The 18545-nt window shown below is 66.8% G+C and carries 18 protein-coding genes and 1 tRNA gene; 10 read left to right on the top strand and 9 right to left on the bottom strand.

The genetic code is table 11. From position 1 onward, the window contains the following. Positions 1-130 precede the first annotated feature (130 nt). The 3 genes from IEV83_RS15135 (at position 131) to IEV83_RS15125 (ending at position 4108) form a co-directional block, all read left to right on the top strand. Complete coding sequence (locus IEV83_RS15135; RefSeq protein ID WP_181759590.1) at positions 131-889, top strand: hypothetical protein; 759 nt, start codon at positions 131-133, stop codon at positions 887-889. Positions 890-1087: 198 nt separating this feature from the next. Further along, positions 1088-1873: a Bax inhibitor-1/YccA family protein gene (locus IEV83_RS15130; RefSeq protein ID WP_181759591.1), complete on the top strand. Its 786-nt coding sequence runs from the start codon at positions 1088-1090 to the stop codon at positions 1871-1873. A 198-nt stretch (positions 1874-2071) separates the two neighbouring features. Further along, the gene (locus tag IEV83_RS15125) at positions 2072-4108 is read left to right on the top strand and encodes a S8 family peptidase (protein ID WP_181759592.1); all 2037 of its coding nucleotides are present in this window, start codon (positions 2072-2074) and stop codon (positions 4106-4108) included. Positions 4109-4218: 110 nt separating this feature from the next. Here IEV83_RS15125 and IEV83_RS15120 read toward each other — a convergent pair whose 3' ends face one another. Then, positions 4219-4644: a DUF2794 domain-containing protein gene (locus tag IEV83_RS15120; RefSeq protein WP_181759593.1), complete on the bottom strand. Its 426-nt coding sequence runs from the start codon at positions 4642-4644 to the stop codon at positions 4219-4221. A 470-nt stretch (positions 4645-5114) separates the two neighbouring features. On the opposite strand from IEV83_RS15120, the gene IEV83_RS15115 reads away from it, so the two are divergent. Both IEV83_RS15115 and ppa read left to right on the top strand, forming a co-directional pair. Then, positions 5115-5636 carry a GNAT family N-acetyltransferase gene (locus IEV83_RS15115; protein WP_181759594.1) on the top strand — a complete coding sequence of 174 codons (522 nt, stop codon included), beginning with the start codon at positions 5115-5117 and terminating at the stop codon, positions 5634-5636. Positions 5637-5788: 152 nt separating this feature from the next. Further along, positions 5789-6325, top strand: coding sequence for an inorganic diphosphatase (gene ppa, locus IEV83_RS15110; RefSeq protein ID WP_181759595.1), 537 nt, complete (start codon positions 5789-5791; stop codon positions 6323-6325). Positions 6326-6396: 71 nt separating this feature from the next. On the opposite strand, the gene IEV83_RS15105 is transcribed toward ppa, so the two are convergent. The 4 genes from IEV83_RS15105 to IEV83_RS15090 all read right to left on the bottom strand — a co-directional run bounded on the left by IEV83_RS15105 (position 6397) and on the right by IEV83_RS15090 (position 8310). Then, the gene (locus tag IEV83_RS15105) at positions 6397-6798 is read right to left on the bottom strand and encodes a metallopeptidase family protein (RefSeq protein WP_181759780.1); all 402 of its coding nucleotides are present in this window, start codon (positions 6796-6798) and stop codon (positions 6397-6399) included. A gap of 78 nt (positions 6799-6876) precedes the next feature. Then, the gene (locus tag IEV83_RS15100) at positions 6877-7128 is read right to left on the bottom strand and encodes a hypothetical protein (RefSeq protein WP_181759596.1); all 252 of its coding nucleotides are present in this window, start codon (positions 7126-7128) and stop codon (positions 6877-6879) included. 50 nt (positions 7129-7178) lie between these two features. Then, on the bottom strand, positions 7179-7706 hold the full coding sequence (locus tag IEV83_RS15095) for a disulfide bond formation protein B (RefSeq protein WP_181759597.1): 528 nt from the start codon (positions 7704-7706) through the stop codon (positions 7179-7181). Between the two features lie 25 nt (positions 7707-7731). Further along, entirely contained in the window at positions 7732-8310 is a 579-nt protein-coding gene (locus tag IEV83_RS15090) for a YqaA family protein (RefSeq protein ID WP_181759598.1), read from the bottom strand. Positions 8311-8476: 166 nt separating this feature from the next. Here IEV83_RS15090 and IEV83_RS15085 point away from each other — a divergent pair. Together IEV83_RS15085 and IEV83_RS15080 are read left to right on the top strand one after the other, a co-directional pair. Further along, positions 8477-8563: transfer RNA gene (locus tag IEV83_RS15085), tRNA-Leu, on the top strand. Between the two features lie 287 nt (positions 8564-8850). Beyond that, positions 8851-10428: a CYTH and CHAD domain-containing protein gene (locus tag IEV83_RS15080; RefSeq protein ID WP_181759599.1), complete on the top strand. Its 1578-nt coding sequence runs from the start codon at positions 8851-8853 to the stop codon at positions 10426-10428. A 58-nt stretch (positions 10429-10486) separates the two neighbouring features. Here IEV83_RS15080 and IEV83_RS15075 read toward each other — a convergent pair whose 3' ends face one another. Then, a complete protein-coding gene (locus IEV83_RS15075) occupies positions 10487-13393 on the bottom strand; it encodes an AsmA family protein (protein ID WP_181759600.1) in 2907 nt (968 codons plus the stop codon). 238 nt (positions 13394-13631) lie between these two features. Between IEV83_RS15075 and IEV83_RS15070 the strand changes: the two genes are divergently transcribed. Together IEV83_RS15070 and IEV83_RS15065 are read left to right on the top strand one after the other, a co-directional pair. Then, positions 13632-14117 carry a tellurite resistance TerB family protein gene (locus tag IEV83_RS15070; RefSeq protein WP_181759601.1) on the top strand — a complete coding sequence of 162 codons (486 nt, stop codon included), beginning with the start codon at positions 13632-13634 and terminating at the stop codon, positions 14115-14117. 116 nt (positions 14118-14233) lie between these two features. Continuing rightward, positions 14234-14998 (top strand): glutamine amidotransferase, encoded by a 765-nt coding sequence (locus IEV83_RS15065; protein WP_181759602.1) that lies wholly within the window; start codon positions 14234-14236, stop codon positions 14996-14998. Between the two features lie 49 nt (positions 14999-15047). Here IEV83_RS15065 and IEV83_RS15060 read toward each other — a convergent pair whose 3' ends face one another. The 3 genes from IEV83_RS15060 to IEV83_RS15050 are packed head-to-tail and all read right to left on the bottom strand — an operon-like array spanning position 15048 to position 17156. Then, complete coding sequence (locus tag IEV83_RS15060) at positions 15048-15458, bottom strand: Fur family transcriptional regulator (protein ID WP_181759603.1); 411 nt, start codon at positions 15456-15458, stop codon at positions 15048-15050. Beyond that, positions 15455-16288, bottom strand: a complete 834-nt coding sequence (locus tag IEV83_RS15055) for a metal ABC transporter permease (protein WP_181759604.1) — start codon at positions 16286-16288, stop codon at positions 15455-15457. Before IEV83_RS15055 ends, IEV83_RS15060 begins: the two co-directional genes overlap by 4 nt. Continuing rightward, entirely contained in the window at positions 16281-17156 is an 876-nt protein-coding gene (locus IEV83_RS15050) for an ATP-binding cassette domain-containing protein (protein ID WP_181759605.1), read from the bottom strand. The genes IEV83_RS15055 and IEV83_RS15050 overlap by 8 nt, the downstream gene beginning before the upstream one ends. Before the next feature lie 293 nt (positions 17157-17449). Here IEV83_RS15050 and znuA point away from each other — a divergent pair, with 293 nt between their 5' ends. Continuing rightward, positions 17450-18514, top strand: coding sequence for a zinc ABC transporter substrate-binding protein ZnuA (znuA, locus tag IEV83_RS15045; RefSeq protein ID WP_244628200.1), 1065 nt, complete (start codon positions 17450-17452; stop codon positions 18512-18514). Positions 18515-18545 lie beyond the last annotated feature (31 nt).

Genomic DNA, 18545 nt, shown 5'->3' with positions numbered 1-18545 from the left:
AGGGAAAATTAACCCTCACGCACCGCAAAGTCGCACAAGGGGGTGCACCCTGTCGCCTGCCACGATAAGGTGCACCCGGGACGCGTGGGCCGGGGAGCCTGCGACATGACACGGGCTATGGGGACATCTCATGAATTTCAGCTTTACCAAACCGCTTCGCACGCTCGCCGCCGGGCTCGCCCTGGCCGCCGGTCTGGCCGCGCCGGCCATGGCCGAATCGCCCTTCCACACCGGCGTCTGGCAGGTCAACGAACCGACCGGCCCGCGCGGTCTGGTGGTCAGCGACTGGCTGGTGTTCGAAGAGGGGCTGCCGAAGTACTGGCTCTATCGCAAGGCCGGCACCAACGACATGAACCAGTTCGACTTCCTGACCCGGCAGATCGGCCAGGCCACCTATGCGCCGGTGGAGATTCGCGTCTACCGGACCGGTGATCACAAGATGCAGTACACCACCTTCGTCAAGAAGGAAGAGCCTGTGCAGCATCCGGCCGAGCGGCTGTCGATCCCGAACTACAAGAATTCCTGCCTGTCGGTGGAGAACAAGGGCGAGCGCCTGTTCGGCACCTGGCTCGGCACCAGCGGCTCGACCATGAAGCGGCTGCACCTGTCGAAGTCGAAGATCACCATCGACGGCGAAAGCCGCAAGGTCGACATCATGCCGGTGCGCACCGGGCGTCTCGGCATTGTCGAGAACGGCCAGCCGGTGGCCTTCTTCACCGACGGCGGCGGCGACTATGCCGTGCTGCAGTGGTTCAAGCCGGGCGTGACCACCGAAGTCATGGTCGACCCGAAGAAGGAAATCCTCGACTTCGCGCGTGAGGAAATCGTGCGCGACCCGAAGGGCACCTGCGACCGGCAGATCGCCTCGCGCCTGAAGGCGATGAAGTAAGCGGCCTTCGGCGGAACGACAGGATCGGCAAGGCCGCGGGCAACATGGCGAAATCGTAATGTTGCCTGCGGCGATTGCATCTTGTCCTTGTCGCCGGCCGCCCCCATATTCAAGAAGACCTGTGCCAGACCGCGCCATCGGGGCGCCCGGGAACCTGCAGGATCTTGCATTCATTCACGAGGGATAGAGAGGACTTCGATGTCGACCTTCGACCGCAACTCGAACATTCGGTATGCCGCGGCCGGCGCGCGCGCCGAGGCCGGCGTCTATGACGAAGGGCTCCGGGCCTACATGCTGGGCGTGTACAACTACATGGCTCTGGGCCTCGCCATCACCGGCGTGCTGGCCTTGGCGACCGTGTATTTCGCCACCACCACCGATCCGAGCCTCGCCGTCGCCACCTTGGGCAACGGCAAGATGCTCTCAAGCCTCGGCTACACCATCTATGCCAGCCCGCTGAAGTGGGTGGTGATGCTGGCGCCGCTGGCCATGGTGTTCTTCCTCAGCTTCCGCATCCAGTCGATGAGCGCCTCCACCGCGCAGACCACCTTCTGGGCCTATGCCGCGCTGATGGGCGTCTCCCTGTCGTCGATCTTCCTGGTCTACACCGGCGGTTCGATCGCCCGGGTGTTCTTCATCACGGCGGCCTCCTTCGGTGCACTCAGCCTGTTCGGCTATACCACCAAGAAGGACCTGTCGGCCTGGGGTTCGTTCCTGTTCATGGGCCTGATCGGCATCATCATCGCTTCGCTGGTCAACCTGTTCCTGGCATCCTCCGCACTGCAGTTTGCCATCTCGGTGATCGGCGTGCTCGTGTTTGCCGGCCTGACCGCCTATGACACCCAGCAGATCAAGGAAATGTACGACGGCGCCGACGGCTCCGAAGTGGCCGCCAAGAAGTCGATCATGGGCGCGCTGCGTCTCTACCTCGACTTCATCAACCTGTTCCTGATGCTGCTGCAGCTGTTCGGCAACCGCGAATAAGCGGCGCCGGCCTCAGCGAAAAACCAAAAAGCGCGGGATCGTTTCCCGCGCTTTTTTTGTGCCCGGCATCTTCCCCGCCCTGCCTTCGGACAGGCGGCACAGCAATCCGGACAGAGCGGCAGCCTCTCTCCGTTGACGCTCAACATATTCCCCGCAAGAGTACTTTTCATCCTTACCTCACGATGAAAAATCTCGACCATGATCCAGTTCCGTTTCCACTGCTGCGCTTCCCTGTCCGCCGTTCTGTGCGCACTCATGGCGCCGAGCCCGCTCAGCGCCGATGAATATTCCGCGCAATGGGGGCTTGGCATGATCGGAGCCAAGGCCGCGCATGATCGCGGCTACACCGGCGCAGGCGTCACCGTCGGCGTGGTCGACAGCGGCATCTACCAGTACCATTCGGACCTGATTGACAACCTGAGCCCGATTTCCATGAACGGCCCCACCGGCCTGCCCTCCGACGGCGTCGATGTGGAGGGGCACGGCACCCATGTCGCCGGCACCATTGCCGCGGCGCTCAACGGATATGGCATGGTCGGCGTCGCGCCGGGCGCCCAGGTCGCCTCGCTTCAGCTCGCCGATTACGGCACCGACGAGATCACCGAAGCCACCCTCGACACGACCGCCGCGCGACTGTTCGATCACGGCCTCGACAACGGCATCGAGTTCTACAACAACTCCTGGGGCTCGGACGACATGATGCCTTCGGGCGGTGTCGATCTGGAAAACGCGCGTCAATATCTTGAAACCACCTACGACTACATGCTCGACGCCATCGAGCGGGGCGTCGAGGCGGGCAATGTCTACGTCTGGGCCAATGGCAACGACGGGCTGCCAAGCGTCTCCCTGGAGGCCGGCCTCCCGGTGCTCGCCCCCGAGCTGAAGGGACATTGGATCGCGGTCGCCGCCCTGGAGCGGACCGGCGAGATCGCGCCCTATTCCAACCGCTGCGGGATCGCCGCAACCTGGTGCATCTCCGCACCCGGCGGCGATGACGATGAGGATGCGGGCGGCATCTACTCCACCGATCACAACGGCACCTATGTGCGCATGTCCGGCACCTCGATGGCCGCACCCCATGTGACCGGCGCGCTGGCCATCGCCCGGCAGATGTTCCCCAATGCCAAGGGCAGCGATCTCACACAGCTCATTTTCGCCACCGCGACCGACGCGGGCGACGAAGGCATCGACGCGGTCTACGGCTGGGGCATCCTGAACCTCGACGCCCTCACCTCGACCCGCGACGCTGAGGCCGGCGCCCTCTACTCCCAGAGCGTCTACGCGCAAGGGCGCACCCTCGGCCAGATCGCCGACATCGCCGGCGCCATCGTCTCCGGCGGACCCGGCGGCGGACAGCAGAACGTCACCTTCTCGACCAACGGCCCGGCTCCGGAGACGGATTTCAACGCCCGCTGGTGGACCGCCCCCCTTGCCGGACTGACCCGGACCCTCGCCAGTGCAACCAGCAACTCGGCCATGACCCGAACCGGCGGCGTGCTCACCGGTCTCGATTTCCGCCCCTCGCAGGACGTGCGTTTCGGCTTCGGCCTCGGCTTCAGCGAAACCCGCACCTCCAGCGGCGGCAACAAGAGCCGCGCCGCCGGGTTGCATGCGCTCGCCTACGCCGGCCTTACCATGGGCGAATGGTTCACCGATGCATCCGCCGGTCTCAGCCGCTTCGAGACCTCGACGAGCCGCGCCGCCATCCCCGGCGCGGGCGGAGCGGGCGGCTTTGCCGGCACCGCCAAGGGAACCGACATCGGCGTCTGGGGCAATCTGCGTGCCGGCATGAACCTCACCACCAGCCTCGCCGAGATCCAGCCCTATGCACAGGCCCGCGTCGTGCACCAGTGGCTTGGCGGCTCCACCGAAACGGGCGCCGGCGTCTTCACGCTGACCGCCCCCTCGGCCACATCCTCGCAGACGGACCTGGGCGTTGGCGTCCGGTTGACCGGAACGCCCCTGCCGATCTCCGCCGGCGACCTGAAGCCGGTGCTTGACGTTGCCTATGCCCGCGCCATCGGCTCGCTCGGCGACAGCCGCGCCACCAGCCTGCTCGGCGCACCGGTTGCCGCCAGTTCGGTGGGCATCGGCCGGGACATCGGCCGTCTCGGCGCCGGCCTGACCTATGCCTCGGCCAGCAGCACCGTCAGCGCCACGCTCGGCTACTCGGGCGAGTACCGAGCCCGGGCCGCATCGCATGCGCTCAGCGCCGGCGTGTCGATCAAGTTCTGACATTCCGGAGATGCCGGAACGGCAAAAGGGGCCGCGCGACATCGTCGCGCGGCCCCTTTTGCCGTCGTCTTTGCCGTCGCCGTGCCGGGAACCGGGTCCGCAGCCGGACCCTAGACCTCAACCAACCGCAGATCGCGTTTCTTGTCGAACACCTTGAGCACCTGGGCCAGATCGGTGCCGCGCTTCAGCACCACGCCGCCAGCGCCCAGCACGCTGTAGGCGCCCTGACGGCGGGCGTTCTTCGGATTTTTCTCGATCCGGAACAGCGGCACCTCGCTCGTGCGCCGAAACACGGAAAACACCGCCCGATCCTTCAGAAGGTCGATGGCGTAGTCGCGCCACTCGCCCGAGGCGACCTTGCGTCCGTAAAGCCGCAGGATCTGATCCAGTTCGCGCCGATGGAAGGCAACGACCGGTCGAGGCGCCGCCGCCGCGCCGCTCCCCGCCGCCGATCCCGATCCACCCCCCGACCCGATGGCGGCGCTGCGCACCGCTTGCGGCCGGGATGCCAGGGACTCATCGTCGAACTCGCTCATGACGCCTCCCGCCAGGTTGGTCTGTCCGCACGCTGGCGGCACCTGCCCCCCGCCACGCCGTGCCGCCATGATGCCTCCCGCGCCGGCGCTTTGGCAAGCCGGCTGCCAAACCGGCACGGATCGCGTGCGCAGGCTGCGCGCGCTCTACCGGAGCGCTCACCCCTTGGCGGAATTCATAGTTTTGCCCCAATCCAGTCAACACCGCGCCATCTTGGAGAGCGACAGTCCAATCGTTGCCAACGGGATTGGCGCTGGTGAGACTTCGGTACGCAACAGCCCCCCAGCCCCCCGGGGTTTCCCGATGTCTTTCCCCGTCCCTTCGCGGACGAAACTGGCAACCGGAAGGGCCGGCTTTACGCCGGCCCTTTTCCGTTTTTCCGGCCGCTTCGCGCCGGACCGCACCTGCCCTCCCCTCGGCAATTCTGGCAATCAAGCTTTTGCCCGCGCCGATTCAGCGCTATCATCAGAACATGAGCCTTGGTCTGATTGCCCTGCGCCCGGCCCGGCAAGATGACGCCATGGCCCTCGCCCTGATCCATGAGGAGGCGTGGCGAGGCACCTATCGCGGCATTCTCGGCGGTGTCGAGCTTGAACGGATGATCTCCCGGCGCGGGCCGCGCTGGTGGAGAACCGCCCTGTCGCGCGGTGTTCGCATCCAGATGCTGGAGGTGGCCGGCACCCCGGCCGGCTATGCCACCTACGGGCGGAGCCGCATGCGCGAGTTGCCCTTCGAAGGCGAAATCTACGAACTCTATATCCGCCCCGACCATCAGGGGCTGGGCTTCGGCACCGAGTTGTTCCATGCCACCCGCCGCGCCCTCGACCGGGCCTATCTGTCGGGCCTTGCCGTGCGCGTCCTCAGCGACAATGCCGAAGCGGTGCGCTTCTACCGCCAGCGCGGCGGTCAGGCGCTGATGAACACCCGCGAGCAGATCGCCTCCTCCACCCTCGAGCTGACCATCTTCGGCTGGTTCGCCGACACCCCCCAATAGCCTGGCGCCTCGCCGCGCCCCTTCGGCGCGCTTTGCCGCGCAGGCGTGGCGGTTTCGCGCGTCCAGGCGGTTGCACCGCACAAATTCCACCTTGCCATCAGCGTCGGTGCCTGCGATACAGCCCGCGACCCACCATTCTAGGAGCTTGATCCATGCGCATCGATGCCGTTCCGATCGGGAAGAACCCGCCTGAAGACATCAACGTGATCATTGAAGTGTCCGCGGGCGGCGAGCCGATCAAGTACGAAATGGACAAGGACGCCGGCGCCATGTACGTTGACCGGTTCCTGTACACGCCGATGCGCTACCCGGGGAACTACGGTTTCGTGCCCCACACCCTGTGCGGCGATGGCGACCCGGTCGATGTGATCGTCGCCAACCAGCGGCCGATCGTTCCCGGCGCGATCATGAACTGCCGCCCGATCGGCGTGTTGTTCATGGAAGACGAAGCCGGCATGGATGAAAAGCTCGTGGCCGTTCCCAGCTCCAAGCTGACCCGGCGCTATGAGAACATCGCTCATTTCGAGGATCTGCCGGAAATCACCATGCAGCAGATCAAGCATTTCTTCGAGCACTACAAGGATCTGGAGCCCGGCAAGTGGGTCAAGATCTCCGGCTTCGGCGGCCCGGACGAGGCCAAGCGGATCATCGAGGAATCGATCGCCCGCGCCAAGGCCGACAAGGCCTGAACAGCGCGTCCCGCGCCTGAAGCTCTGAAGAGCTGAGAGCTTGACCATCTGACCGGCGGGACCGCCGCCGGTCAGTTCGCCGCCTCGATGGCGTCCATATCGTCATCGGACAGGCCGAAATGGTGGCCGATCTCGTGCACCAGCACATGGGTGATGACCGCCCCGAGCGTTTCCTCATAGGCGCACCAGTAATCCAGGATCGCCCGGCGATAGAGCCAGATCCGGTTCGGCATCTGCCCGCTCCAGCCGGCGGCCGCCCCTTGCGCCAGCCCCACCCCCTCGAACAGCCCCATCAACTCAAACGGGCTTTCGATGCCCAGTTCGATCAGAACGTCCTCGTCGGCAAGATCGGCGACGCGCAGTTCAATCTCGCCGCACAGCCCGCGAAACGCCTCCGGCAGGCGGGCGAAGGCCTCCGCTGCGATCTGTTCGAACACCGCAAGATCCGGGGCCACCGCCCCGCTCCAGCGCATGTCTTCAGGCTTTGGTGCCGCCGTCGCCACGATCCGTCGCTTCCCTCTGAAATTTTCCTTCACCCCGCAGGGCCGGAGTTAGAAATAGGTCACCACCAGATAGATGATAAGGCCGACCGCGAAGATGGCGCCGGCGGTCCGGCCGATCCGCGTGCCCCATTCCTCGATTCTGTCGGGTTCGGCGCCGTCAGGATCGGCCTTTTCCGAGCGGCCGGACTTGGCCGCGCCGGTGAAGGTGGTGCGCAGGAAGGTCTCGCTTTCACGCTCCGCTTGCGCCAGCAGGCTGTCCGCCTCGCGCTTGCGTTCCTCCGCGCTCTTTTTGTCGGCCATGTCTCGCGCCCGCCGTTCCGTTCTGGTGCCGTGTTGCTCCGGCCCCGGTCTCAGTCGGCTTTCAGCTTCGAGGCATTCGCCCGCGATGTCCACAGGCAGAGAAGCGCCAGCAGCGCCAGCCCGGTGGACGCCACCGCGTTCCAGCCGGCAAAGGACAGGCCGAACATCCGCCAGCTTGCCTCGGTGCAGCTGACCACCCGGGTGCTGCGCAAGGCATTGAGCAGATCCGCCGCATTGGCCGGGGGTGCGGAGCCGCCGCCGCAATCGGCAGGTCCCGGCCAGAAGCCCCATTCCGCGCCGGCCTGATAGACCCCAAGCCCGGCGCCATAGGCAAACAGCGCCGCCACCAGCAGAAGAACCAGCACCAGCAGACCACGCGCCGCCCCCCGCCACAGCAGCCACAGCGCGACAAGCGCCAACGGCAGGCCGGCGTAATAGGGCACGCGCTGTTCCAGGCAGAGCTTGCAGGGCGCATAGCCGCCGATCAGCTGGTACCCCCAGGCGAAGGAGATCGCCGCCGTTCCGCCGGCGATCAGCAGGATAAGCAGCAGCAAGGACAGTGAGCGCGGCGAGGACATGGGGGGCAGCCCCTCCCAGGGGAGTTCAGAGAAACTTGATCAGGACGAAGCCGCCGACCAGGCCGACGACGAACAGGGTGAACATCAGCCCCAACCGCTTTTCGATGAAATGGCGGATCGGCGGGCCGAAGAAATACAGAAGGCCGGCGACGACGAAGAAACGCAAGCCCCGGGCGAGCACGCTGGCGACGAGGAACACCGGCAGACTGAGGCCGGAGGCGCCGCTGGCGATGGTGATCACCTTGTAGGGAAAGGGCGTCACGCCGGCGATGAAGACGATCCAGGCGCCGTATTCGTTGAAATTGTCCTGGAAGGTCTGGAACTTGTCGAGGTAGCCGTAGAAGGCAAGGATCGGCTGGGCCAGTTGCAGGAACAGCAGGGCGCCGATGGCATAGCCGGCGAATCCGCCGATCACCGAGGTCACCGTGCACAACAGCGCATAGAAGAACGCGCGCGCGCGCCGGGCGATCACCATCGGGATCAGCAACAGGTCCGGCGGCAGCGGAAAGATCGAGCTTTCGGCAAAGGACACGAGCCCCAGCGCCAAAGGCGCGCGGCGGCCGGAAGCAAGGGACATGGTCCAGTCGTAGAGTTGGCGCAACATGCCGTCTGCTTAGCCCGTCCCCCGCCGGTTGTCACGCGCGCGTGTGCCGCCCGGCACGCTTCCCGGTGACAACCGGCCAGGACAGACGATCTTTCCGTTGACGGGCCGTGCGCGATGACTATGATCGCCGCGTTTCCGGCAGCCTTTTCGCCTGCTGCCAAAGAGTGCCCCCGTGGCGGAACTGGTAGACGCGACGGATTCAAAATCCGTTTCCTTAACCGGAGTGTCCGTTCGAGTCGGACCGGGGGCACCACTTCCCAACATCGCTGACATGACGCACCCCGTCCGGATGCCCCGGCGCCGGGTAGTCGCCCGCACGCCGCCTCCCGGCCTATGTGCTGATGCGTTCCGGGTTTTCCCGCCCTTGCCTTCCTCCCGCCCCCGGTCTTTCATGCGCGGACCGCATGGGGGCGCGCTTGGGGGCAGAACCTGAGCTGTTTCCTCACCACCCATTTGCCTTGCGGCCACGAAAGTCACATCAAAAGGCGCACCCGGTGCGCTTTTCTCGACAGGGCCGCGCAAAACCGGTAGATCGGAAGCATGACGCAAGGGACACGAGAGATCGAGCTGAAGCTCGAGGTCGATGCCGATGCGCTGGAGGAGCTGAAGGCCGCTCCCGCGCCCCTGGGCTACACGGTCGATCCGCCCCGAACGCAGGAGTTGCGCTCGATCTATTTCGACACCGCCGATCTGGACCTCCACCGGGCCAAATGGTCCTTGCGCGTGCGGCAGGTCGGAGCGGACTGGATCCAGACCGTCAAATCCGGCACCTCGGTCAGCGGCGGCCTGTCGATGCCGAAGGAACAGGAGGCCGAGGTCAGTGCGCCGGCGCCCGACCTGACACGAATCCACGACCGGACCTTGCAAAAGGCCCTGTGGAAGCAGATCGACGGCAAGCAGGTCGATCCGGTGTTCGAGACGCGCATGCAGCGCACCACCCGCATCTTTCGCACCGAAGAAGGCGCGGAGATCGAGATGGCGCTGGATGCCGGTGAGGTGCGCACCAGGACCCGGACCCTGCCGCTGTTTGAGGCGGAACTGGAGCTGAAGCGCGGCCAGGTGGGCGATCTGTTCGCCCTCGCCTCGGCGCTGAACGGCACCAGCATTGCCCGATTTTCCGCCTTCAGCAAGGCGCAGCGCGGCTACGCCCTGATGCGCGGCGACGACATGACTTGCCGGCCGGTCGGCGCCGGCCGCGTCGAGCTGTCGCGCAAGACCGACACGGCGGAGAGCGCGCTGCGCACGATCCTGCGTTCCTGCCAGGCACAGATCGCCGCCAATCGCGATGCCACCCTGGAGGTGGACGATCCGGAGGCCGTGCACCAGATGCGCGTCGGCCTGCGGCGCCTGCGCAGCGCCCTGAAGGTGCACCACGACCTGTTGCCCCTCGCCTTGCGGGAAGATCTGGACGAGCGGGCCAAGGTGCTGGCCACGCGGCTCGGCGAATTGCGCGATCTCGATGTGCTGGTCGATGAGATCATCGCGCCGGTGCTCGATCAGGTCCCGGCCGAGGTCGACGCGAAACGTCTGGCCGTGGTGGTCGGCGCCCGGCGCCAGGCGGTGCGCAAGGCGCTGCGGACCGAGCTGCGCGCGCCCGAGGTCAATCGCCTGCTGTTCGCTCTGGGCAGTCTGGCCGAGGCGGAAACCTGGCCGCGCGACCCGATGGACGCGGATGCCGCCGCCGCGCTGCAGGAAACGCTGGCCATGCCGGCCCGCGACTACGCCCGCCGCGCGCTGGACAAGCGCTGGAAGGCGGTCGCCCATCTGGGTGAGCGGATCGACGAGCTGACGCTGGAAGAGCGGCACGACATGCGCAAGCGGCTGAAAAAGCTGCGCTATGCGGTGGAGTTCTTCCAGCCGCTGTTTCCGAGGAAACACTGCGCCCCGTTCGTCGCCACCTTGAAGACCCTGCAGGATGTGTTCGGCTATCTCAACGATGTGGTGATGGCCGCCAAACTGGCGCCGATCGCCCGGGAGAAACGCGGCGAAGGCGCCAAGCTGAGCCTGGCCGCCGGCTTCGTCATGGGCTGGCACGAGTACCGCGCGGAAAGCGAATGGGCCAAGGCCCGGGCGCTGTGGGACAAGAGTCGGCAGAGCCGCAAGTTCTGGCGGAACTGACCGCCAGCGCCGCCCCCACACGGAGCGCGTGAACCGGGCGCGCTCCGCCCCGCCCGCGCTACTGCTGCGGCGGGGCCGCGTCGGGCTCCTGCTTCGGCCCCTTGCCGATACCGAAGGAGCCGAGGAAGCCCGACGGCAGGCCGAAGCCCTGCTCCACCGCGTCCAGCACCTCCTTGTCATCGACCTCGCCGTCGATCACCTTCTGCACGTCGATGCTGCTGCCGCCACCGGTCACCCGGCCAATCACGTCATTGGCCGCATCGGTCAAGGCCTTCTCCGGCTGACGCTTGAGCACCTCCGCCAGCCCGCCGCCGATGCCCTCAAGCTGCTTCAGCGCCGTTTTCGGATCGTCAAGAATGCCCTTGATGTCCGGATAGATCTTCGGCCTGTCCCAGGGGCCGCGCACGATCACCGGCACGCCGAGCCCGGCCAACTCCCGGTCCTCACCCTTGCCGCGCGGCATCGGCGGCGCCCCTTCGAGCGTCGCCACCACCTTGGGCTCGAACCGCCAGTCGAGGCTCTTGCGCGGCAGGTCGATGAGCCCCGTGCCGGACATGCGCACCAACGGCCCGGCAAGGGCCAGATCGGTGGAGCGGGCGACACCATTGGCAATCTCGAAGCCAAGGCCCAGCGAGGAGAAATCCGTCTTCTGCGCCGGATTTTCCGCCCAGCCAAGCAGGGTATCCACGGTCAGCCCGCGCACCATACGCGGAATGTTGATGCCGCGTACGGCCCCGTCCACGAAGTCGAACCTTGCGGTGCCGCCAAGGCTCGCGACCAGATCGGCCTGGCTCGCCCCCCGGGCGCGCAGCGCCAGCGCGGTGCCGACGCGGCCCTCCAGCCAGCGAAAATCGATCAGCGCCGACAGGAACGGATGCGCGTTTACATCGACCAGATCGAACGCGGCCTCGATCACCGGCACCGGCCCGGCGCCGTCCAGCGTCAGCGTGCCCCGGCCGCTGCCCTCGTAAAGCGTGAGATCGGCGAGATCCGCCGTCAGTCGCCCGCCCTTGAGTGCAACAGTCAGCCGGCTCGGCCCGACCTCGACCTTGTCCCAGGCGATGGTCCGGGCACTCAGTTCCAGGTTGGCGTCGACGGCCTTCAGGCCGGAAAGATCAATCGGGTCGGTGCTCCAGGGTGCAGGTCCGCCAGAGGGGGCGCGGGCGCTGGTTTTGCCGCCCGCGCGGGCGGGAACCTGAGCATTCCCCCCGCCGGTCAGATAAGGATCGAGCCCGAGCCGATCGAGCGCCAGCGCGGCGGTGATCAACGGCGGATCGCTGAGGCGGATTTCGCCCTTGCCCGTCCCGCTGATGTCGTCGAGGCGGATCCGCGCATCGGTGAAGGCGACCGCCCCCGGCGCGGCCCCGAGCCGCCCGGCGATGGAGAAGGCCTTCAGCCCGCCGCCCGGCGGCAGCGGAGACCCGAGCCAGGCCGCCAGCCCGCGCAGGTCCGCCGTTTCCAGGAAGAGATCGCCATCGAGCGCGCCTTGCGCGGAGACCGCGCCGTCATAGCCCGCGCCCACCCGGCCGCTTTCCACGCGCACCCGCACCGGTGCCGGCAAGCCGGCGAGCAGCAGGGCCGGTTCCGCCGTTCCGGAGAGCTGGAAGGTCTCGCCGCGCCAGCGCAGACCGCCGGTCAGCGACACAGGGCGGTCGAGACCGGCAATCTCCACGTCCGCGGCGATGTCCTCGATCGTCGCCGAGGCCGGATCCTCGCCCAGCGGCGCCGGCAGCACCAGCCCGCCGATGCTGCCCCTGGCAAGACGCAAGGACCCGCGCAAATCGAGCGAACCGAGCAGCGCCGCCGCATCCCCGCCGCGTGCGCTGAAGGCAAGATCGCCACCGAGGGCACCGGTCGCCGCCTCCGCACGGCCGGCAAGCTGCAGCACTTCGGCCAGATCGAGATCGGCAAGGCGCACCCGGCCGGAGATCGCCGGCGCGCCCGCGCCCTGGGAGAGCGATCCGGCACCGCTGATCTCAGCGGCACCGATCTTCGCGACCAGATTGTCCAGATCCACCCGGCCGGCGGACAGGGCGACATCGCCGGCAAGACTGTAGGCGCCCGGATCGCGGGCGAGCGCAACCCCTAGGGCGGCCAGCGGCTCGGCGACAGAGTCCCCGGAGGCAGCAAGGGTCAATGCGCCGCTGCCGGCGGCGGAAAGATTGCCGGTGCTGCGCAGGGATGCGCCGGCCACGGTGGTCGTCAGGTCGATGTCGCTGGCCCCGCCCCTTGCCAGCGCCAGAGGGGCCGCCACACGCCCGGAGACGGCCGCCTCGATGCCCTGGTAGCGGGCGGCGATGTCGAGATCGAGCGCCCCGGCGAGTGAAGGCAGGCGCAAGGTGGCGTTGATCTGGTCCACCGCCATCTCATCGCCGCTGCGCCGGTCGGCGTAGAGAAGCCGGCCATCCTTGACCTGAAAATAGGCGACGCCAATCCGCGCCAACCCGAGCATGGGATCGGCGGTCTCCTCCGCCCCATCCCCGGTCGCGGGTTCGGTGGGTGCTGCGGCTTGCGGCGGCGGCGCGCCATCGGTCGAGTTTTCGGAGATGGCCTCGGCGGCGGCGGCCCAGCGGTCATGCGGGAAGGCGGAACGCGGCGCCCAGTTGGCCACACCGTCCGGGCCGACTTCAAGGCTGATCTCCGGGGTCCGCAGAACGATGTGGGTAAGCTGCAACGAGCCGCCGAACAGCGTTCCCCAAGCCAGGCCGAAATCGACCTCCTCGGCCCGCGCCAGTTCTGCCCCGCCCATTCCGGCCGCGCCGGTGAAGCCGACATCGGCGGCCTGCAACCGCAAACTGGGCAAGAGCGAGATCGACACCGGCCCATCGAGCCGCAGCCGCCAGCCGGAGCGGCGCTCCACCTCGGCGATCACCCGCGCTTTCAGCGCATCCGCCGGCAGGAAATACGGCACGATCAGCGCGGCCGCGACCAGCACGAGGATCAGCCCCAAGATCCCAATCGCCAATCGTTTCACCTGCGCCTCCCGTTCCGTGCGAATCACCCGGAGTGTACGTCAAAGCGTGTCGACAGAGTGGCCGAACCACCGATTGCAGCCCGCCCGGGGTTCCGATCCGCACAGTTGCCCAGGCCCCTTCCCCGCCAGCATGGACAAGCCTGCGGGAATTTTGCGATGCTGCGGCCGGGATCCCCACCAGCATCGGCGGCAGCAAGCAGCCCAGGCGGATGGAAGTCAAGGAGTGTGCATGTTCGTTGCGTTGAAGCGTTTCCTGAAACAGGCGGTGACCGGAGAGCAGGGCAAGCTGGATTTCGCCGAGGACGATCATCGGTTGGCGGCCGCCGCGCTGCTCGTCCATCTCGTCTCCGTCGACGGGGTGGTCGACGACAAGGAGCGGGAGGCCCTCAACGAGGTGCTTCGGCGCAACTATCAGCTGACCCCGGACATGACCGCCGAACTGATCAAGGCGGCCCAGCACCGGGACGACGAGGCCGTCGACCTGTTCGGCTTCACCTCCGTTCTCAAGCGCGATCTGGAGATCGAGGAACGGCTGAAGGTGCTGGAGATGATGTGGGAGATCGTCTACGCCGATGGCATCGTTCATGAATTCGAGGACAACACCATCTGGCGGGTGGCCGAGCTTCTGGGCATTTCCTCCCGCGACCGGCTCGCCCTGCGACGCAAGGTGGCCGGCGCCAGAGACGCCGCCGCGTCGGAGGCGGACGAAGACTAGGCAGAGGTAGAGACCGGATCGGCGACGGCCGGCGGCCCGCGGATCTCGCCAGCGTATGCGTAAAATCCCGTAGCGAACGGATGACAACCGGGGCACCCATGCGTTAGGTTGTGGTCATGATCCTTGATCCGAAGCTTCTGGCCGGACGGCCGAAAATCCTTGTGGTGCTGCATCAGGAAACCTCGACACCCGGTCGGGTCGGACAGGAGCTGATCCGGCGCGGCTTCGCCCTCGACATTCGCCGCCCGCGTTTCGGCGATTGTCTGCCCTCGACCCTTGAGGACCATGCCGGCGCGGTGATCTTCGGCGGACCGATGAGCGCCAATGACACCGACGCCTTCGTCACCCGGGAAATCGACTGGATCGACGTGCCGCTGCGCGAGGGAAAACCGTTCCTCGGCATCTGCCTCGGCGCGCAGATGCTCGCCCGCAACCTCGGCGCAAGGGTCTATGGCCATGAGGATGGGCTGGTCGAGATCGGCTATTACGACCTTCACCCGACAAAGACCGGCTGCGAGCTGATGTCCCACTGGCCCGACAAGGTCTATCAGTGGCACAAGGAAGGCTTCGATCTGCCGAGCGGCGCCACCTTGCTGGCCAGCGGCGAGACCTACCCCAATCAGGCCATCCAGGTCGGCCCCGCCGCCTTCGGCATCCAGTTTCACCCGGAGCTGACCTATCTGATGATGGTGCGCTGGACCACCCGCGCCGCGCCGCGCATGGCCCTGCCGGGCGCGCGAAACCGGCGCGATCATTTCGCCGGACGTTATGTGTTCGACCCGGCGGTGAAATCCTGGCTGGTTGGCTTCCTCGACCGCTGGATCGGCCATGCCGATGCCCAGCCCTGCCGCGCCGAGTTGCCCCAGCGGGTCCTGAGCTGACGCCCGGCGCGATCTGAACGGCCGGGCCATTCCGGATCGGCCCGGGGAGTTATCCCTCGCGGCAGTCGCGGCACAACCCGCGCAGCTCGATCATCGATCCGGCCAGCACAAAGCCTTCCCGCTTGGCCCAGTCGCGAATCGGCGCGGCAATCCGCTCCTCGGCAAACTCACTGACCTTGCCGCATTTCTCGCAGATGGCGAAGCCGGCGGTCTCATGCCCGGCGCAGTCCGGGTGACTGCAGGCAACAAAGGCATTGAGGCTTTCCAGCCGGTGCACCAGCCCATAGGCGCGCAGCTTTTCCAGCGCCCGGTAGACCTGCAGCGGCGCGCGGAAGCCTTCGCCGCGCAGGGCATCGAGAATCGAATAGGCGCTGAGCGGCGCGTCCGAGCCGTTCAGAACATCATACACGAGCGACTGGTTGCGGGTCAGGTCCGGATGATGGACATGCGCTGCGGTCATCTGGCGCCTCCGCCTCCTCCTTGGGGTGTTGTAAAGCGGCGCAGCAAGGCGCCGACCGGGGTCATCCCCAGCAGGAACAGCACCAGCGCGGCGACGACGATCGACGGCCCGGACGGGGTGTCGAACCGCAGCGATCCGAAAAGCCCGCCGATGACGGCCAACGCACCGATGAATGCGGCATAGACTGCCATCTGCTCCGGACCGCTGGCAAGGCGGCGTGCGGCGGCGGCCGGAATGATCAGGAGCGCGGTGATTAGCAACACGCCGACGATCTTCATGGACAAGGCGATGACGGTCGCCATCAGCAACATGAACACCGCATTCGCCGCATCCGGATTGAGCCCCTCCGCCTCCGCCAATTCGCGGTTGACGGTGGCGGCGAACAGCGGGCGCCAGATGACCGCCAGAACCGCCAGAACGGCGGCGCCGCCGGCATAGATCACCGCGATGTCGAACACGGACACCGCCAGGATATCGCCGAACAGGAAGCCCATCAGGTCGATCCTGACCCAGCTCAGGAAGGCCAGGCACACAAGGCCGAGCGCCAGCGCCGAATGGGCCAACAGCCCGAGCAGTGCATCGGAAGACAGCGACCCGCGCCGCTGCAAGCCCATCAGCAGGATCGAAATCGCCAGGCAGACGGCGAACACCGACAAGGTGATGTTGATGTCCAGCAGAAAGGACAAGGCCACGCCGAGCAAGGCCGCATGGGACAGGGTATCGCCGAAATAGGCCAGCCGCCGCCAGACGATGAAGCAGCCGAGCGGACCGGCCACCAGGGCAACGCCGACACCGGCGACCAGCGCCCGCTGGAAGAAATCGTCAAACATGGCCGGCCTCGTCCGTCTCCGTCGCGCCTTCTGCGTGTGCGTGACCATGGTGGTGATGACCATCCCCCGGATGGCAATGGTCGGTGATCGAGCCATCCGCATGGCGCACCCGGCCATCGGCCAGATGCACATGGTCGTGACGATGTTCATAGACGGCAAGCGCCGCATTGGCCCGCCCGCCGAACAGTTGCCGGTAGGCGGCGCTGCCGGCGACCGCCGAGGGCGCGCCGGTGCAGCAGACATGACCGTTCAGGCAGATAACGTGATCGGTCGCCGACATCACCACGTGCAGATCGTGGGAAATCAGCAGAATGCCGCAGCCCAGCTCGGCGCGGATCGCTGAAATCAGCTCATAGAGCGCGCTCTCACCGCTGAAATCGACGCCTTGCACCGGCTCGTCGAGCACCAGAAGGTCCGGCTTGCGGGCAATCGCCCGCGCCAGCAGCGCCCGCTGGAACTCGCCGCCGGACAGGTGGCGCACCTCCGCCCCGACAAGATGGGCAACGCCGGTGCGCTCCAGTGCCTCGTGGGCCGCGCCCGCCGGCAGCGGTCCGGTCAGCCGCATCAGCCGGTCCACGGTCAGCGGCAGGGTCCAGTCGATCGCCAGCTTCTGCGGCACATAGCCGACCGTGAGGCCCGGCGCCCGGTGGGCGGCGCCCTCGTCCGGCCGCTCGATGCCCAGCGCCATTTTCGCGCTGGTCGACTTGCCCGACCCGTTGGGGCCGATCAGCGTGACGATCTCGCCCCGGGCAACGGTCAGATCGACACCGCGCACCAGCCAGCGGCCATCGCGGTAAAGCCCGGCGTTTTCAAGACGGACGAGCGGCGGCGCGGCGGCACCGGCCCGGGCAGCAGCGGCAAGGGTCATGAGGAAGAGCTCGCAATCGTCATCGTCAGGTCCGGTCCAGGATCTGGCGGTTCCACGTCGAACCGCCGTGTGGGTGTGGTACGGCACGGACGACCGCCGTCCAAGCCGTTTTTCTCCCCGCCCCGGGGAAGCGAAGCGCAAGCCGCGCCGTGAGCAAGATCGACGGCGGCAGCGCCCGCATCCATCTTGCAGGCGGAAATTCGTTATGTTATGTCATAACACATCCCGACGCCGGGATCGAGAACCTACCTTCATTTCAGACGCGCCCTGTCGCATTTCAAGGACCCTGCCCCGTGGTATCGCCCGTCTCTCCGCTTCAAAGCCTGCCCTCCCTCACCTCGCTTCTGCTGGCAAGCACGGTCACGCTCGCCAGCGCCGTTCCGGCCATGGCCGAGGTGGCCGTGGTCGCCTCGATCAAGCCCCTGCACTCGCTCATTGCCGGTGTGATGGACGGTGTCGGCACCCCGGACCTGATCGTCGATGGCGCGGCTTCGCCGCATGTTCATGCGCTGAAGCCCTCCAAGGCGCAGCAGTTGCAGGATGCGGATGTGGTGTTCTGGATCGGACACGAGCTGGAGGCGTTTCTGGAAAAGCCGCTGGAAACCCTGCCGCGCGAGAATGCCGTGATCGTCGAGCTGCTCGAAAGCGACGGGCTGGTGCGCCACTCCATCCGTCAGGACGAGGCCTTCGAGGCGCATTCCCACGCCCATGCCGATGAGGACAAGCACGCGGACGAAGACGGTCACGATCATGACCATGGCGACGACCATGATCACGATCATGATGGGCACGATCACGACGAGCACGATCACGACGAACACGCGGGCGGCGAACCGGCACTCGACCCGCATGTCTGGCTCGATCCGGAAAACGCCAAGGTGTTCGTCGCCGCGATTGCCGCGACCCTGGCCAAGGCCGATCCGGACAACGCCCCCGCCTATGCGGCCAATGCCGAGACGATGACCGGGCGGCTCGACGCGCTTCAGGCCGAGCTTGCCAAGGAGCTGGCCCCGGCGGCGGGCAAGCCCTTCGTCGTCTTCCATGACGCCTATCAGTATTTCGAAAAGCGCTTCGGCCTGACCGCAGCCGGCGCCATCACCCTCAGCCCGGAGACGGCGCCCGGCGCCGAGCGCGTGGCGGAAATCTCCGGCAAGATCCGTTCGCTCGACGCGGTCTGCATCTTCTCCGAACCGCAGTTCGAGCCCAAGCTGGTCACTGTTGTCGCCGAGGGCAGCAATGCCCGCAGCGGCGTGCTTGATCCGCTGGGCGCCTCGCTCGACAACGGCCCGGAGCTTTACCCGACCTTGCTGCGCAACATGGCCGGCGCGGTCAGCGGCTGCCTGCTCGGCGGGAGCTGAGGCGGCCCGCACCCCGGGCACCGAATGATCG

The organism is Stappia taiwanensis (assembly GCF_014635285.1).
Taxonomy (GTDB): Bacteria; Pseudomonadota; Alphaproteobacteria; order Rhizobiales; family Stappiaceae; genus Stappia; species Stappia taiwanensis.
This window is presented reverse-complemented; position numbering and strand designations above follow the sequence as displayed.